Origin of the sequence: Microvirga sp. RSM25, from assembly GCF_044784385.1 — a bacterium.
Lineage (GTDB): Bacteria > Pseudomonadota > Alphaproteobacteria > Rhizobiales > Beijerinckiaceae > Microvirga > Microvirga tunisiensis.
Genome location: NZ_CP173039.1, coordinates 3,423,317 through 3,440,859 on the forward strand (window position 1 = coordinate 3,423,317; position 17,543 = coordinate 3,440,859).

Annotated in this window: 12 protein-coding genes and 1 pseudogene; 8 read left to right on the forward strand and 5 right to left on the reverse strand. The window is 64.0% G+C overall.

Annotated elements, in window-relative coordinates:
* Positions 1-62 precede the first annotated feature (62 nt).
* From aroA to ACD578_RS16365, 4 genes are all read left to right on the forward strand, one after another.
* Complete coding sequence (gene aroA, locus ACD578_RS16350; protein WP_404286594.1) at positions 63-1,412, forward strand: 3-phosphoshikimate 1-carboxyvinyltransferase; 1,350 nt, start codon at positions 63-65, stop codon at positions 1,410-1,412.
* Between the two features lie 7 nt (positions 1,413-1,419).
* Complete coding sequence (gene cmk / locus ACD578_RS16355; RefSeq protein ID WP_404286596.1) at positions 1,420-2,052, forward strand: (d)CMP kinase; 633 nt, start codon at positions 1,420-1,422, stop codon at positions 2,050-2,052.
* Positions 2,053-2,173: 121 nt separating this feature from the next.
* Positions 2,174-2,977 carry a DUF1194 domain-containing protein gene (locus ACD578_RS16360; RefSeq protein ID WP_404286598.1) on the forward strand — a complete coding sequence of 268 codons (804 nt, stop codon included), beginning with the start codon at positions 2,174-2,176 and terminating at the stop codon, positions 2,975-2,977.
* Between the two features lie 12 nt (positions 2,978-2,989).
* A complete protein-coding gene (locus ACD578_RS16365; RefSeq protein ID WP_152716105.1) occupies positions 2,990-3,367 on the forward strand; it encodes a methylglyoxal synthase in 378 nt (125 codons plus the stop codon).
* A 46-nt stretch (positions 3,368-3,413) separates the two neighbouring features.
* Here ACD578_RS16365 and hrpB read toward each other — a convergent pair whose 3' ends face one another.
* A complete protein-coding gene (gene hrpB, locus ACD578_RS16370; RefSeq protein ID WP_404286600.1) occupies positions 3,414-5,879 on the reverse strand; it encodes an ATP-dependent helicase HrpB in 2,466 nt (821 codons plus the stop codon).
* 42 nt (positions 5,880-5,921) lie between these two features.
* Entirely contained in the window at positions 5,922-6,533 is a 612-nt protein-coding gene (locus ACD578_RS16375; RefSeq protein ID WP_404286602.1) for an HAD family hydrolase, read from the reverse strand.
* 189 nt (positions 6,534-6,722) lie between these two features.
* Between ACD578_RS16375 and ACD578_RS16380 the strand changes: the two genes are divergently transcribed.
* Positions 6,723-7,889, forward strand: coding sequence for a DUF305 domain-containing protein (locus tag ACD578_RS16380; protein ID WP_404286604.1), 1,167 nt, complete (start codon positions 6,723-6,725; stop codon positions 7,887-7,889).
* Between the two features lie 18 nt (positions 7,890-7,907).
* Here the strand turns inward: ACD578_RS16380 and ACD578_RS16385 are convergent, their stop codons facing one another.
* Positions 7,908-10,199: an NADP-dependent malic enzyme gene (locus tag ACD578_RS16385; protein ID WP_404286606.1), complete on the reverse strand. Its 2,292-nt coding sequence runs from the start codon at positions 10,197-10,199 to the stop codon at positions 7,908-7,910.
* A 150-nt stretch (positions 10,200-10,349) separates the two neighbouring features.
* Between ACD578_RS16385 and mutS the strand changes: the two genes are divergently transcribed.
* Entirely contained in the window at positions 10,350-13,076 is a 2,727-nt protein-coding gene (gene mutS, locus ACD578_RS16390; protein WP_404286608.1) for a DNA mismatch repair protein MutS, read from the forward strand.
* A 9-nt stretch (positions 13,077-13,085) separates the two neighbouring features.
* Here the strand turns inward: mutS and ACD578_RS16395 are convergent, their stop codons facing one another.
* Entirely contained in the window at positions 13,086-13,556 is a 471-nt protein-coding gene (locus ACD578_RS16395; RefSeq protein ID WP_152715794.1) for a response regulator, read from the reverse strand.
* Positions 13,531-14,643 carry a sensor histidine kinase gene (locus tag ACD578_RS16400; protein ID WP_404286611.1) on the reverse strand — a complete coding sequence of 371 codons (1,113 nt, stop codon included), beginning with the start codon at positions 14,641-14,643 and terminating at the stop codon, positions 13,531-13,533. The genes ACD578_RS16395 and ACD578_RS16400 overlap by 26 nt, the downstream gene beginning before the upstream one ends.
* Positions 14,644-14,930: 287 nt before the next feature.
* On the opposite strand from ACD578_RS16400, the pseudogene ACD578_RS16405 reads away from it, so the two are divergent.
* Both ACD578_RS16405 and ACD578_RS16410 read left to right on the forward strand, forming a co-directional pair.
* Positions 14,931-15,188: pseudogene (locus ACD578_RS16405) on the forward strand (magnesium chelatase domain-containing protein); the annotation flags it as partial.
* A 217-nt stretch (positions 15,189-15,405) separates the two neighbouring features.
* Entirely contained in the window at positions 15,406-17,538 is a 2,133-nt protein-coding gene (locus ACD578_RS16410; protein ID WP_404286613.1) for a hypothetical protein, read from the forward strand.
* Positions 17,539-17,543: the final 5 nt, after the last annotated feature.

Here is a 17,543-nt window from a genome sequence, read left to right on the forward strand (position 1 = left end):
AACCCCGTGTTAGGAGCCCGCCCGGATAAGAAGTCCCAAGGAACCCGAGCAAGGAACCGAGAATGTCGCACGCGCACGGATCGCCGTCCCCGGTCGCCAGCAGGTCTGGAACGCCCCTGAAAGGGCGCATCCGCGTCCCCGGCGACAAGTCGATTTCTCACCGTTCCATGATCTTCGGGCTGCTGTCGATCGGCGAGACCCGGGTCGAGGGTCTCCTAGAGGGAGACGACGTGCTGCGCACCGCCGAAGCCTGTCGGGCCCTTGGCGCCACCATCACCCGCGAGGCACCGGGCCGGTGGCGGATCGTCGGCGCCGGCATCGGCGGGCTGAAAGATCCCTCGGATATTCTCGATTTCGGCAATGCGGGCACCGGCTCGCGCCTCATGATGGGCGTTGCCGGAAGCCACCCCATCACGTCGACCTTCGACGGCGACGCCTCGCTGCGCAAGCGTCCCATGCGCCGGATCCTCGATCCGCTGACCCAGATGGGCGTGACCGTTGTCAGCGAGGCCGAGGGTGGACGGGTTCCCCTCACCCTGCGCGGTCCGAAGGAGACGATCCCGATCACCTACGAGACCCCGGCGGCTTCGGCTCAGATCAAGTCGGCGATCCTGCTCGCCGGTCTCAACTCCCCCGGCAAGACCACCGTGATCGAACGCGAGGCGACCCGCGATCACACGGAGCGGATGCTGCAGCATTTCGGAGCGAGCGTGGAGGTCGCCCTCCACGGAGCCGATGGCCGCGCCATTACCCTCCAGGGCCAGCCCGAGCTGCGCGGAACCGAGATCGTGGTGCCGACCGATCCCTCCTCGGCGGCCTTCCCCCTGGTCGCAGCGCTGATCACCCCCGGTTCGGACGTGGTTCTCGAAGGCGTGATGATGAATCCCCTGCGCACAGGCCTCATCACCACGCTGATCGAGATGGGGGCCTCCATCGAGCGCCTGAACGAGCGGGACGAGGGTGGCGAGACGGTCGCGGACCTGCGCGTGCGCCACAGCCGCCTCACCGGCGTGACCGTTCCCCATGCCCGGGCCCCGGCCATGATCGACGAGTACCCGATCCTCGCGGTCGCGGCCTCCTTCGCCGATGGCACGACCTGCATGCAGGGGCTCCATGAGCTGCGCGTGAAGGAATCCGACCGCCTCGCCGCCGTCGCCGCAGGTCTCGCCGAGGCCGGCGTCGAGCACGAGATCCAGGGCGACGACCTCCTCGTCCATGGCTCGAACGGCAAGGTTCGTGGCGGCGGCAATCCGGTGGCGACTCATCTCGACCATCGCATCGCCATGTCGTTCCTGGTCATGGGCCTGGCAACGGCCCAGCCGATGACGGTCGATGACGGAGCGATGATCGCGACGAGCTTCCCTTCCTTCCTCCCGCTCATGCGCGAGCTTGGCGCCACGATCCAGGATTGAGCCGCCCATGATCATCGCCATCGACGGTCCTGCCGCATCGGGCAAGGGTACCCTGGGCAAGCGCCTGGCTGAACATTACGGCTTCGCCCATCTCGATACCGGCCTGCTCTACCGGGCGGTTGCCCGTGTCCTCATGGACCGGGACATTCCGCTCGCCGATCAGGCCGCCGCAACAGAGGTGGCGCAGAACCTGGACGTCAGCCATCTGGAGGACGATTCCCGCCTGCGGGGGGCGGCCATGGGCGAGGCCGCCTCGGTGGTGTCCGCCTATCAACCGGTCCGGGATGCCCTTCTCGCCTTCCAGCGCCAGTTCGGCGCGAAGGCCCCGGGCGCGGTGCTCGACGGGCGGGACATCGGAACGGTGGTCTGCCCCGATGCGGAGGTGAAGCTCTTCATCACCGCTGCCCCCGAGGAGCGGGCGCGACGCCGTCACCGGGAACTGCTGAGCCGGGGCGAGCAGGCGGAATACGAGACCATCCTCGTGGATATCCGCCGCCGCGACGAGCGCGACATGACCCGGAGCACCGCTCCGCTGAAAGCCGCCGCCGACGCCGTAACCCTCGATACGACGCATCTGGATGCCGACGGTGCCTTCCGGGCGGCGCTCGCTCTCGTGGAGCGCAAGCGCACCTCGAAATGAGCAGTGGAAGCCCATAATTTCCTGGGCTCTGAGAATACCCCTAGTCCCCGCCTGACCTTGCCTTAGTTTCAGAAGCTGGCACACTTCAAAGACCAATCCGGCTCCCGACACGGAGATACCGATGGTTCGTTCCGGCTTCATCCGCCTTGCCGCAGGACTGGCTTGTCTCTGGGCGCTTCTGGCCCTGCCCGCCCAGGCACAGACCGAGACGGAGGTCGACTTGGCCCTCGTCGTGGCCGTCGACATCTCCTTCTCCATGGACACGGACGAGCAGGCCCTGCAGCGGGAGGGCTTCGCCCAGGCCTTTCGCTCCAAACTCGTCCACGATGCGATCCGCGGCGGGATGCTGGGCAAGATTGCCGTGACCTACATGGAATGGGCCGGTTCTCCAGATCAGAAGGTGATCGTTCCCTGGACGGTCCTGGACAACTCCGAGAGCCTCATGGCCTTCGCGGACAAGATCGCCTCGACGCCCCTGCGTCGGGCGCAGCGGACCTCGATTTCCAGCGCCATCGATTTCAGTGTGAAGCTTCTCGAGGAAAGCGGCGTCAGCGCGACGCGGCGGGTCATCGACGTCTCGGGGGACGGCCCCAATAACCAGGGCCGGCTCGTGCTCGAAGCCCGCGATGCGGCCTTGGCCAAGGACATCACCATCAACGGCCTGCCGATCATGCTGCGCCAGCCCGGCTACCTCGACATCCCGGATCTCGACATCTATTACAAGGATTGCGTCATCGGCGGCCAAGGCGCGTTCACGGTTCCGGTCCGCGAACGCGATCAGTTCATCGAGGCGATCAAGACCAAGATCCTGCTCGAAGTCGCCAACCTCACGCCTCGGCCGTCCCTCATCAACCGTATTCAGACCACTCCGCGCACCAACTGCATGGCCGGCGAGATGCAGTGGCGTGACCGCTGGAGCAATTGAGCTGTCTCTCCCATGAAGCAATTGACGTTGGCGCTCGTGGCTCACGACGCCAAGAAGGACGACATGGCCGATTTCGTGGCCATGTACGAAAACGACATCCGCCCCTTCACCCTCTTCGCGACCGGCACGACCGGCGGGCGCGTAATGGAGCGCTGCCCGTCTCTGTCAGTCACGCGGTTGAAAAGCGGACCGCTCGGCGGCGATCAGCAGATCGGCGCGATGATCGCGGAAGGAAGGATCGACGCGCTGTTCTTCTTCGTCGATCCGCTCTCGCCGCATCCGCATGACGTGGACGTGAAGGCGCTGATGCGCCTCGCCCTCGTCTACAACATCCCGATGGCTCTCAATCCCGCCACGGCGGAACGGCTGATCGAGTCGTTCAGGGATTAGCCTCTCCGCGTGCCAACGATATCTGCTGACTTGTTGAGGCTTGAGCCTATGTCCCGCGCGGCTTGGCGCGCCGCGTCGGCGGCGCGGTGAGCGGATCCTCCGGCCAGGGATGCTTCGGGTATTGTCCGCGCATGTCGGCCCGCACCGCCGCCCAGGAGCCGCGCCAGAATCCCGGCAGGTCGCGGGTGATCTGAATCGGACGCTGCGCCGGCGAAAGCAGATGCAGAATGAGCGGCACGCGCCCGGCTGCGATGGTAGGATGCTTGTCGAGGCCGAACAGCTCCTGCACCCGCACGGCGAGGACGGGCCCCTCCTCCGTGCCGTAATCGATCGGGATCTGCGATCCGGTCGGCACCTCGATATGGGTCGGCGCCTCCGCATCGAGGCGCCGCTGCAAATTCCAGGGCAGCAGACTGCGCAGGGCCTCGCTCAACAAATCGGGACCGATCTCGCCAAGGCCGCTCTTGCCGACAAGATGAGGCGCCAGCCACTCGTCCGCGCCTTCGATCAGCGCCTCGTCGGAGAGGTCCGGCCACTCGTCTCCTTCGGCCTGTCGCAGGAACATCACGCGCTCGCGCCATTGCGCCAACGCCTTCGACAAGGGCAAGGCATCGAGGCCCAGCGCGACGAGACCTTCGGCAAGCGCCTGCGCCGCCTCCTCCGTTGCCGGGACTTTCAGGGGGCGTTCGTTCAGGAGCAAGGCACCAAGGCGACGAACCCCACGCGCCCGCAGAGCCTTTGCCTGCCGGTCGAAGGCGATCTCGTCGCGCTGCTCGATGGCCTCCCCGAACAGGCTTTCGATCTCATCCGACGATATGGAAGCCGCGGCCAGAATGCGTGCCGAGGCGGCACCGCCTGCGATCTCGGCGATGGCGAGGTAAGGCTCCTTCGCCAGCCGCTCGTGCGCTTCGAGCACGGCACCGCGCCCATTGGCCATGAGATACTCGCCCGTCTTGCCCCGAGCCTTCGCGAGCCTGTCGGGATAGGCCAGCGTCAGCAGCGCGCCGATGGAATGCGGTTCGTCGGTGGATGCGTGGGCCCCGCCCTTGGCCCAGCCCTCCGCCATGCGCCGCATGTCTTGCGCCCTGCCCGACCGGTCGCGTCGGAAGCGCTCGACGCGCTCGGCGAGATCCACCGCATCGCCACCCAGCCCGCGCTCGACGAGAACGGCTGCAAGATCCGCGGCATCGCGTGCTTGCCCGCTTTCACCGGCAAGCAGCACCATCCGCGCGAGACGTGGTGGCAAGGGCAGATCGCGCAGGCGGTGGCCCACTTCCGTGATGCGTCCCTCGTTGTCGAGCGCGCCGAGTTGCTGCAGCAGCGTTCGCGCCTCTTTCAGCGCCGGTGCGGGCGGTGGATCGAGGAATGCGAGCGACGTCGGATCGGTGACGCCCCAGGCGGCGCAATCGAGCAGCAGGGGCGCGAGATCGGCCGACAAAATTTCCGGCCGTCCGAACGGCTCGAGCGCGCCGTTCGCGGCTTCTTCCCAGAGCCGATAGCTCACGCCCGGTTCGGTGCGGCCCGCGCGGCCCCGGCGCTGATCGGCGGCGGCACGGGAAACGCGCACCGTTTCTAGCCGCGTGAGGCCGATATTCGGCTCGTAGACTGGCACGCGGGCAAGCCCTGAATCGATCACGACCCGCACACCCTCGATGGTGAGCGACGTCTCGGCGATCGAAGTGGCGAGCACCACCTTGCGGCGTCCGGGTTTCGCAGGGCTCACCGCAAGGTCCTGCTCGCCCCGTTCCAGAGCGCCGTAGAGCGGCGCGATATCGACCATAGGATCGGCGATGCGCTCGCGCAGAAGAGTCTCGACCCGGCGGATTTCCCCCTGACCGGGCAGGAAGACCAGCAGGGAGCCGGTCTCGGCCCGCAGGGCGCGGGTGACCGCATCCGCCACCTGCTCCTCGATGGGGCGGTTGGGATCGCGCCCGAGATAGCGGGTCTCGACCGGATAAGCGCGGCCTTCCGACTCGATGACGGGCGCCTCGCTCAGGAGCCTGGCCACGCGCGCACCATCCAGGGTCGCGGACATGACGAGGAGGCGAAGGTCCTCCCTCAAGCCCGCTTGAGCATCGAGCGCCAGGGCGAGGCCGAGATCCGCGTCGAGGGAGCGCTCATGAAACTCGTCGAAGAGAACGGCCGCGATGCCGTCGAGCGACGGGTCGTCCAGGACCATGCGGGCGAAGACGCCCTCGGTCACCACCTCGATCCGCGTCTTGCGGCTGATCTTAGACCCGAGGCGGACGCGCAAGCCCACCGTCTCTCCCACCGCCTCGCCGAGCGTCTGCGCCATGCGCGCCGCAGCCGCCCGCGCGGCCAGGCGTCGAGGCTCCAGCACGATGATCTTGTTGCCATTCACCCAGGGCTCGTCGAGCAGCACCAGGGGCACGCGCGTGGTCTTGCCCGCGCCGGGAGGGGCAACGAGGACGGCATTCGACCGAGCACGAAGGCTCGCCGTCAGATCGTCGAGGACGGCATCGATGGGAAGGGAGCTGTCGAAAGCACGCATGCCGCCTGATGGCTCAAGCGGCCCGAGAGAGCAAGCTGTTCATCACACCGGAAATCCATACCCCCGCAGTTCCGCTGCAAGATCGATGGGCTCGACGCAATGGATCGCATGCATGCCGACGGCGCGGGCCGCTTCCACATTGGCCTTGGAATCGTCGATGAACACGCAGTCTCCGGCCCTGAGCCCATAGCGGTCGAGCAGGAGATGGTAGATGGCCGGATCGGGCTTCAGCAGGCGCTCGTCGCCGGAGACGATGATGCCGTCGAAGCCCGACAGGAACGGGAAGCGCTCCTGCGCCAGAACGAATTTGGGGCCGGAGAAATTCGTGATGCAGTAGTTCGGCACGCCCGCTTCCCTCAAACGCAGCAGCAGGGCTACGTGATCCTCGAAGACGCCGGAAACGGTCTCGTCCCAGCGCTCGTGGAAGGCGCGGATCTGTGTCTCGTGTTTCGGGTGATCCTTGACCAGGAGAGCCACCGCCTCGTCCCAGTCGCGACCTCGGTCCTGCTCCACGTTCCAGTCAGGGGTGCAGACATGGGCAAGGAACCACTCCATCTGCTTCTCGTCGTCGAAGATCCGGCGGTAGAGATTGCGCGGATCCCACCGCAGCAGAACATTGCCGATATCGAACACGACTTTGGTAGGCTTGGTCATGGCCAGAGCTTTTTCCTCGATGATCCTCTCAGGCATTTAGCTTCTGGAAAGCCGCCGCGCCACTCTCAAGATCGATGGGCTCTCGTCGTGGCCTGGGGATCGGGCCTGGAGCCAAGTTGAAGCTTGGCGGGATCAAGAGCGCTCCTCCAGCGTTTGTGTCCTTGCTTGAGGCAGCAAGATGGGGGCGGGATGGCCGGTTTACTTGGGTCCCAAAGGCGGTTGAATTGGCGCGCCGCTGCGCTTCTCGGCCTGATCTCCAGCACCTTTTCGACCCTTGTCAGCCAATTCCTCGCAGGCAGGATCGGCCGCGATGCGGTCGTCGACTGGATGGTTGTCGCGACCATTACGCTTCGGGACGGGATGCTACAGAGCGAACCCTCCTGGCCCGTCATCGCGGCTGGCATCCTTTTCCATCAATGGGCGGATTTCACCTGGGCCGTCATCTTCTTTTGGCTACTCGGGCGGTGGACCGCAGGATTGAAGCCTCGGAGCCTTCTCTTCATCGCCCTGCCCTGGGCCCTGTTCACCTCGGCCTTCGAATGGTTTGTCCTGGTGCCGCTCATTCCCTTCTGGCAGCCGATATTCACCCTGAACCAGCCCTACTGGATCGGCTTCCTGGTTCACGCGGTCTCCGCCTCCATGTACCCGCTCTTTCCCTGGCTGCGCGATTGGCTCAGAGGTCGGCTCCCCTCGCCGCACGGGCGTTTCACGGCCGCCTGGACGACGCTCGCCGCCACAGGCCTTCTGGTGCTCGGCTTCATCGCCTTCCTGGGCTGGCAGAACCGGGAACTGCCCTGGATGGGAGAGAGCCCGGCCTTCGACCAGAGCTATATGCGGCGCATGGCGGCTCATCATGCTCAAGGCGTCGAGCTCGCCCAGACCGCCATCGAGAAGGCTCGGGATCCGCATCTCAAAAATCTTGCCCGTCTGATGGCATCCGACCAGAAAGGCGAAATCGCCATCTTCCAGCAATGGTGGCGCAGCTGGTTCGGCTGTGATCTGCCGCCGGCCGCTCCCGAGGAGCACGCCACCATGCCCGGCATGCTCTCGCCGGAGCAGATCGACGGCCTGCGCCGCACGAACGGCGACGCCTTCGATCTGCTGTTCATCACGCTCATGACCACGCACCACCAGGGCGCGATCGCCATGGCGGATGAGGCCCTGCGCGAAGCCGGCGACATCCGTCTCCGGCTCATGGCGCACGGGACCCGCCATGCGCAGCGCGGCGAGATCGAGCTCATGCATGGCAGCGAAGGCTTGGCGGCGGTGGAAGCAGCGACCTTTTCGCTCCTCGTTCCTGCCGGAGATGCAAGCGCGGATCGACGAGAGCAGGCCCCCTCAACGCATCGGCATTGAGGGAGCTGCCCGGAGGATTTATCCGCCGATATTATAGGCCGCGAGCGCCGCCATGTTGACGATGTCGCTGTCGGTCGCGCCGAGGGAGACGATCTGCACCGGCTTGTCGAGACCCACCACGAGCGGCCCCAGCACCATCGCGCCGCCGAGCTCCTGCAGCAGCTTGGTCGAGATCGAGGCGGAGTGAAATGCCGGCATGACGAGCACGTTCGCCGGCCCTGTAAGACGGCAGAACGGGTATTGCGCCATCACGTCCCGGTTGAGCGCCACGTCGGCGGACATCTCGCCGTCGTATTCGAAATCGACGCGCAGCTCGTCGAGGATCTCGACGGCCTCCTGGATCTTCTCCGCGCGTTCCGCCTTCGGATGTCCGAAGGTCGAGAAGGACAGGAGTGCCACCCGCGGCTCGTAGCCGAGACGGCGGGCGACACCGGCGGATTCCATGGCGATCTCGGCGAGTTCCTGCGCGCTCGGCATCTCGTGGATGGCCGTATCCGCCACGAGAACCGTGCGGCCGCGGGCAAGGCAGAGCGAAACGCCGATGACGCGATGACCAGGCTTCGCGTCGATCACGTGGCGCACGTCGGCAAGCGCCGTCGAGTAATTGCGCGTCGCGCCCGTCACCATGGCGTCCGCATCGCCGAGCGCCACCATGGAAGCTGCAAAATGGTTGCGGTCCTGGTTGATCATGCGCTGGCAGTCGCGGAACAGATACCCGTTACGCTGCAGGCGCTCATAGAGGAATTGCGCATAGGTCGCGTTGCGGTGCGACAGGCGCGCATTGTGGATCTCGATGCCCTCGCGGCCTTCGAGCTCGATGCCCGCCTGAGTGGCCGTTTCCTGGATGCGATCCTCGCGGCCGACGAGAATGGCCTTGCCGAGTCCCTGGTTGACGAAGGACAGGGCGGCGCGAATCACCTGCTCCTCCTCGCCCTCCGCGAACACGACACGCTTCGGGAACTTGCGCACGCGCTCGAAGATGCGGTTGAGCGTGCCGGCCACCGGATCACGCCGCGCCGAGAGCTGCGCCTTGTAGGAGCGCATGTCGACGATGGGGCGGCGTGCAACTTCCGTCTCCATGGCGGCCTTCGCCACCGCCATGGGAATCGTATGGATCAGGCGCGGATCGAAGGGCACGGGGATGATGTATTCCCGCCCGAAGCGCGGACGCGAGCCCTGATAGGCTGCCGCCACCTCATCGGGGACATCCTCGCGGGCGAGTTCCGCCAGCGCCTGGGCGGCCGCGATCTTCATCTCCATGTTGATCGTGGTCGCCTGGACGTCGAGCGCGCCGCGGAAGATGTAGGGGAAGCCGAGGACGTTGTTGACCTGGTTCGGATAATCGGAGCGGCCCGTGGCGATGATCACGTCGTCGCGGATCCGGGCGACTTCTTCCGGCGTGATTTCCGGGTCGGGATTGGCCATGGCGAAAATGATCGGATTGGGCGCCATGGAGCGGATCATCTCGTCCGTGAACGCACCCTTGGCCGAGAGGCCGAACACCGCGTCGGCCCCGTTCAGGGCGTCCGCCAGGGTGCGGGCATCCGTCTCGGCGGCATGGCCCGATTTCCACTGGTTCATGCCCTCGGTGCGGCCCTTGTAGATCACGCCTTTGGTGTCGCAGAGAATGACGTTGTTGGGCGCAAAGCCCATGGCCTTGAGAAGCTCGGTGCAGGCGATGCCGGCGGCGCCCGCGCCGTTCACCACGAGCCTGGTCTTCGCCATGTCGCGGCCGGTCAGATGAAGCGCATTGATGAGGCCCGCCGCCGCGATGATCGCCGTGCCGTGCTGATCGTCGTGGAAGACGGGAATGTCCATCAGTTCCCGCAGGCGCTCCTCGATGATGAAGCATTCCGGCGCCTTGATGTCCTCCAGGTTGATGCCGCCGAAGGACGGACCGAGATAGCGCACGCAGTTGATGAAGGCGTCCGCATCCTCCGTATCGACCTCGAGGTCTATCGAATCCACATCGGCGAAGCGCTTGAACAGGACCGCCTTGCCCTCCATCACGGGCTTCGAGGCGAGCGCACCGAGATTGCCGAGGCCGAGGATCGCGGTTCCGTTCGAGATCACCGCCACCATGTTGGAGCGGGTGGTGTAGTCGAAGGCGCAGGACGGGTTCTCGGCGATGGCCAGCACCGGCACCGCGACGCCCGGCGAATAGGCCAGCGACAGATCGCGCTGGGTCGCCATGGGCTTGGTCGGGACGACCTCGAGCTTGCCGGGTCTTCCCTGAGCATGGAACTGCAGCGCCTCCTGATCGGTGAAGGTGGGGCGTTTGCTGCGGATCGGGCGCTGATCGTCGGTCATGAGATATGGTTTCTTTTTGATACGAGGCGTTTCCAAAGGGGGATGCGACCTTAAGGCATAGGAGGCGCCTTCCTCAAGACTTGTCCACATCCGCCCTTTGGACCGTATGACACGGATGAAAGGGGCCTCAGGCTTTGCTAAACAGGGCGGATGTCGACCCAAACCGCCTATAAGTCTCCCGAGACCGTCGATTCGAGCGCCGCACCTGCACCCACGCTCCCGCAGGACAGCCGCGTCACACCCATGATGGCGCAGTATATCGAGATCAAGGCGGCCAACCCGGACAGCCTGCTCTTCTATCGGATGGGCGATTTCTACGAATTGTTCTTCGAGGATGCGGAGATCGCGAGCCAGTCCCTCGGCATCGTGCTGACCAAGCGCGGCAAGCATCAGGGGCAGGACATCCCCATGTGCGGCGTGCCCGTGGAGCGGGCGGACGACTACCTCCAGCGGTTGATCGGCCTCGGCCACCGGGTCGCCGTCTGCGAGCAGACCGAGGATCCGGCGGAGGCGAAGAAGCGCGGCTCCAAATCGGTCGTGCGCCGCGATGTGGTCCGCCTCGTCACCCCCGGCACGATCACCGAGGAGCGCCTGCTCGAGCCCGGCCGGGCCAATTACCTGCTGGCCATCGCCCGCCGCCGCGCCTCCGATACGCAATGGTGCTACGGGCTTGCCGCCGTCGACATATCCACAGGTCATTTCGTCCTGAGCGAGACGGACGGCACGGGCCTTTCCGCCGAGATCGCCCGTTTCGAGCCGCGAGAGATTCTGGTGCCCGACGTCATCCACGACGATCCAGAGCTCAGGAGCTTCTGGCAGGAGACGCGCGCCGCCATTACGCCCCTGTCCCGCGAGGGGCTCGACCCGGCCTCTGCCGAACGGCGGCTGAAGGATTATTTCGGGGTTGCGACGCTCGATGCCTTCGGGGCTTTCAGCCCCGCCGAGGTCACGGCGGCGGGCAGCGCGCTCTTCTATGTCGAGAAGACGCAGATCGACAGCCGCCCGGCGCTCAACCCGCCCTCCCGCGATACCTCCGGGGCGGCGCTCGCCATCGATGCGGCGACCCGCGCCAATCTGGAACTCACCCGCACCCTCTCAGGCGAGCGGGCGGGGAGCCTGCTCGCCACCATCGACTGCACGGTGACGCCGGGCGGCGCCCGGCTGCTCGCCGAGCGGCTCGCCGGCCCCCTCACCAATCCGGGCCAAATCCGCGAGCGGCAGGATTCCGTCACGGCTCTCGTCGAGAACAACGATCTGCGCGACCGTCTGCGGCGCATCCTCAAGCGCTCGCCCGATCTGGCCAGGGCGCTCTCGCGCCTCAGCCTCGGACGCGGCGGCCCGCGGGATCTGGCCTGCGTCCGTGACGGCCTGTTCGCGGCACGTGAGTTGGGCCTCGAATTGGCCATCGCACCCAATCTGCCGAAGGAGCTATCCGGGGCCGCGCAGGTGCTCCAGGGCCTTCGCACGGATGTGCCGGACCACCTTGCGGCCTCCCTGGCGGACGAATTGCCGTTGCTCAAGCGCGATGGCGGTTTCATCCGTACGGGCTTCGATCCGGGTCTCGACGAGCTGCGCGAGCTGCAGCAGGATTCGCGCCGCTTCATCGCCGCCCTCCAGGCGCGCTACGCCAATGAGACCGGCTGCAGGTCCTTGCGCGTCAAGCACAATCACATGATCGGCTACTTCGTGGAGGTGCCGCAGAATGTGGGCGAGGACCTGCTGAAGGAACCGTGGAAGGACACCTTCGTCCACCGCCAGACCATGGCGGGCGCCATGCGTTTCTCGACCATGGAACTCGGCGAGCTCGAATCGAAGATCGCGTCCGCGGCCGACCGGGCGCTGAAGATCGAACTCGCGCTTTTCGACGAGATGGTGCAGGCGCTTCTCGATCTCGCCGGCGACGTGGCGGCTGCCGCCGAAGCGATCGCCGTCATCGACGTGACCGCGGCCCTTGCGGATCTCGCCATGCGGCTCGATTGGACCAGGCCCGTCGTCGACACCGGCCTCGCCTTCACCATCAAGGGCGGCCGCCACCCTGTTGTCGAGGCGGCCCTCAAGCGCGAGGGCACTCCGTTCATCGCCAACGACTCGGACCTCTCGGGCAAGGATGCGGGCCACATCCTGCTGATCACCGGCCCGAACATGGGCGGCAAGTCCACCTATCTGCGCCAGAACGCGCTGATCGTGGTGCTCGCGCAGATGGGGTCCTACGTTCCGGCGAAAGAGGCCCATATCGGCATCGTCGACCGGCTCTTCTCCCGCGTCGGTGCCGCCGACGATCTGGCGCGCGGCCGCTCGACGTTCATGGTCGAGATGGTGGAGACCGCCGCCATCCTCAACCAGGCAACCGCCCGCTCGCTGGTCATCCTCGACGAGATCGGCCGCGGCACCGCCACCTTCGACGGTCTCTCCATCGCCTGGGCGGCCATCGAGCACCTGCACGAGACAAACCGCTGTCGCGCCCTGTTCGCGACCCATTTCCATGAGCTGACGGCACTTGCCGAGCGCATGCCACGGATCTCCAACGCGACTCTGAAGGTCACCGAGTGGCATGGCGAGGTGGTGTTCCTGCATGAGGTGGTGCCTGGCGCCGCCGATCGCTCCTACGGCCTGCAGGTTGCGCGACTTGCCGGCCTGCCGGCACCTGTCGTCGACCGGGCGAAGACCATCCTGAGCGAGTTGGAAAAATCGGATCGCGAAGCGCCGAAGCGGGCACTCCTGGACGACCTGCCCCTCTTTGCCGTTCCCGTTCGTGCCGAGCCCGCACCGGCTCCGAAGCATGATGCCTTGCGGGACGCGCTCGATGCTCTGGATCCGGACGCCATGACGCCGAGAGAGGCGCTCGATGCGCTCTACCGGCTCAAGGCCCAGAAATAGAGCGAAGCGTCAGGACACCTGGGAGCTACGCTCGCGAGGGGCTGCGCCGAAAGGGACGAAGGTCACCGTCCGGGCGTCATCAGGCTCGCGGGACTGCCCGGCCATAACATAGCCCAAGGCCTCGCGGACGCCACGTTCCGTATAGGGCTTTGCGATGACGCCCCAGGCTCCGGCAAAATCCTCAGGAATGCGCTTGGTGTTCGCCGTCATGAACAGCACGGTGACCTGATGCTGGGCTGCGAGATGGCGCGCCACGTCGACGCCGGTCGGCCCGTCGGCCAGATGAATATCGACGAAGGCGAGATCCGGCTTGAGTTCCTGGCCGAGGGAGAGAGCGTCCCGGGACGAGGCTGCCATTCCGACGACGTCGTGGCCCAGATCCTGCAGCAGGCTTTCGAGTTCGAGCGCGATCAGGATCTCATCCTCGACGATGAGGATGCGCAACGGCTTCTCGCTACTCAAACTGGGTCTCCTCCGCATCGACGGGCATCACGATCTCAGCGCGTGTACCTGGCTTCCTGTCGTGCCAAGTCAACCGCCCCTTCAACTGATGGACCAACATCGTGATCAAGGTTTTTCCAAAACTTCCTTCAGGTGGGGGTGAATGATCGAGCCCCACCCCGTCGTCCTCGACGGCGATTTTCAGGCCGTTTTCGGCCCGTCCAATCTCAATTGTCAATTGCCCCTGGCGCCCATTCGGGAAAGCATGCTTAACGGCGTTGCCGATGACCTCGTTCAGCAGAAGAGCAAGCGCCGCCGCCTTGGAGGCCGGAACGCCGAGAGGCTGGATATTGAGGTTGAGATCGACCTGCCCGTCGGGCAAGGCCATGACCAATTCCCCGGCGAGTTCCGCAGTGAATTCTTTCACGTTGAGACGGCTCACATCGCCTGCCGTGTAGAGAAGCCGGTGTGCTGCCGAGAGCGCGCTGACCCGCTCGGCGGTCTCATGCAGGACCTTTCGCGCCTCCGGGTTCTGAAGGCGGCGCGCCTTCAGGAGAACCAGAGAGGCCGTCATCTGGAGGCTGTTCTTCGCCCGGTGCTCGACCTCGTGGAGAAGCGCCGTCTTCTGTTCAAGCGCCGTCTGGAGGTCCTGGGTCCGGCGCTCGATCTGCTCCTCCAGGAACTGCTTCGTCTCGATAAGGTCCCGGTCGACCTGCTTCTTCGCGCTGACGTCGTTCAGCAGCACGGTGACCGACCGGAGATGGCCGGCCTCGTCATGGACCGGCGAGAGAGCCAAAGAACTCCAGAACGAGGATCCGTCCTTCCGACAGATCAAGAACTCGGTCTCGAAAGCTTCCCCACGGTGCAAGGCGGCATCGACAACGTCCAGGGAAGACATCTCCGCGCCAGGGACCTGAAGGAACTGCCAGCTCTGGCCGAGCACCTCGTCAGGGGAATAGCCGGTCAGATCGAAAAAGGCCTCGTTGGCGAAAATGACAGGGGCTCGCACCCGGTTCGGATCGACCATCAAGATGGACATGGGCAAGGATCGGAAGGCGGCCCTGAAGGGAGCCTCCGCGAGGTCTGACGTTCGTTGCGAAGGAGACACGTGGGTTTCGGCCAGCATTACGATCTCTGGACGCCACTCGAGATCTCATGGACCAACCGTGCTTGCTCGATTGAGAAGAGAATTCGCCCCATGCCAGGTACTGCCCCGTCGATGATAGAACCCTTGTGCTTGCGCGAGTTTTTTCGAGATGCCGCCCGCGACACAGTGGAACTCAACGCGACGATGGCGGGAGGGTTCCGCTATCGGCTTGCCAAGTCGCACCACCCCTGCGGAATAGACATAGCAACACTATCGCGTTTCAAATGACCGCGCTAACATCGAATCTCTGCGGGAGGTTCAACCGGATGGTCATGCGCGTTTCCACTGTTGCGTTCGAAGGGATCGAGGCGCGTGCTGTCGATGTGCAAGTGCAGATTTCACCCGGGGCGGTCGCCTTCATGATCGTTGGCCTGCCCGACAAGGCGGTGGCGGAATCCCGCGAGCGTGTCCGCTCTGCCCTGATCGCCTCAGGCCTTGCCTTGCCGGCGAAACGCATCACGGTCAACCTTGCTCCTGCCGATCTGCCGAAGGAGGGTAAGATTTTGACTCTTACCCACGCTATCATCTGAACTAAGCATTTGTTTTGTTTGAAATTTTCTCGGCGATCTAAAAAGTAGGCTATTCGTAACCCCTCGATGTTGCCCGCGTCAAAATGCCCCGATTCTGCCTTACATAGATAAAGACGTTCTATGACTCTATTCTCACTAGAGGTTTATGAACTTAGTATCTTTTTAAGGAATGCCTCAAAGGATTTAGGCCTCCCTACGTCAGGAGGCTAACGTGAACAAAGCGGTCGCGACTGAATTACCGGCGCACGTCCTACTCAACCAACCATCTACAGACCCCCGGGAGCGTCCAGGAGTGCCGGGTCAGTCCCTTCGCTTGAATGGTAAGCTACATGATTTCAGCGCGTTGATCCCTCTCTATGGAGCTTCGTTTACAGAGCGATTACTCGATGCGTTCGCCCGAAAATACGTCCACGACACAGCATCCACAACCGAAAAGCGTTGCGGAAATTTACGCAAGTTTCTCCTCTACCTAGCAGGTTTTGCGGCAGAAGCGTCGAACCAGAACACGGCGGCCGCACAAACCTATAGAGCTCTCGTTGAGAACCAACCGGAATCCATTACGTCGACTCAATGGATCGATACGGTTGACGTGTTCGTCAGCCGACTCAGGGATCTCACTGACCATTCAGTCGTCAGGAGCAGTAATCCACTCACACGACAGAACATCATTGAGAGCTTATCAATCCCACTGCAGCATTTAGCGCAGGAGGGGCTTTGGCCCGATATCGGCGCTCTACGCGGGCTTTCCGGATCGCGCGTGTCACGCGGAGCGAACATTCCATCGCTCGGAGAACTCCAGAGCTCGACAGAGGCATCCGAAACCAATTCCAAGAACGCGGCCACCTATGGGGCAGTCAACGAGCGCAATCGAGAGCGCCTGCTCCGCCTAAGATCCCTCTGCGAGGACGCATTGCTTGAGGAAGAAGCGGCCTTCGACCGCCGGCTCAAGTTGTTGGCAGCTCCGGGCCAGCCCTCGCTTAGAGAAATCCGCGCAGCCATTCCTCTCATCCCCTCCTCCTACGCCAGATCTGATCGGGATCCTGTGTTGCATCCAAAGGTCCAGACGTGTTTTCCCCTGGACGACGATGATCGCCGGCTTGGCTCACTCCTTCGTTACATTATCTCTGATCACGAAGGCGTCTTCAGGCTGCAGGAGCTTGACTATCCGCTTCAACTCGTCGTCTCCCGCTGCGGTGGCACTGCGAGGGTGATGAGCCACCTTGAGGGCGGAGGACGAGCCCTCCTCGCAGCCTATACGCTCGTCCTTATCGACACCGGCATCAACATTCAGCCCTGCGATGATCTCGCTGCGGACCCATTCGTTGGGAAGGCCCGATACGGCAAGATCCAACTCCGCCAAATTGGCTCGGTGAAAAGCCGCGCACGCTACAAGGCAGTGACAGGCAACATCATCGAGATCACCCCGGGAGAGGAAGACGAGTCGAACGACGAGATCCTGGAAGTTCCCACTATTGTGCCCAACTCTCGCATCTCATCCGCAAAGGCAATCGAAGTATGGCTGAAGCTCTCAGAACCCCACCGGGAACGAGCGCGACGCGCCGGCAATTCAGATGCAAACTACCTTTGGATTGTACGCAATGGCCACTACCCCAAAGAAGTCCGACGGTATCTGGAGCATGCTTGGAAACGATGGTGGACTGAATTCCTTGAGGAGCATGCCAAGGACCCCGTCATTGGGGGCCTTCCTATCCAAAGGCGCATGATCAGGACGACTGTCCTCCAACTGCGTGATGCTCATCACGGCGGTGACGCGGAAGTTGTTGCTCTCCTTTCGGGCCAAAGCGGAGGACGCGCTGCCTCGCGTCACTATCTGAACCGAGCGCACATCCAACGAATGTTGGACGAAAGGATTCGCGAGTTTCAGAACCTGTTTGAGGCTAGTGTGGCCGGCGATAGCCCCGATCGCCCAGCTCAATTAGAGCTCTCGCCCGATGAGTTTCACGAACGGCGCACCCGCGCTGTTGAAACAGGGCTTGGTCTTACCTGTTTAGATCCTACCGCTGGTGTGCAACCCGGAACCAAAGATTCGATTTGTACGCGGCTGGACGCCTGCAGCACATGCCCGCTGCTGCGCTTCATTCCGACACAACAATCGATCGAAGCGCTTACTCTCTTCCACGATTCCCTCAAACACGCAGAAGAGGAGTTTATTGCAAAGAATCCTGAACGCTGGATTCGCGTCTGGCTCCCCGCCCTTGCACTCTGTACGGCCCTCTTGAACCTCCTCATGTCTGGCCCGAAACAGGTACTTGTGCAGCAGAGTGTCGAGGCTGTGAAGAATGGGCTGGATCAAGGCTCTCTTGTACTCTTTCGCCCTTGGTAGGATCC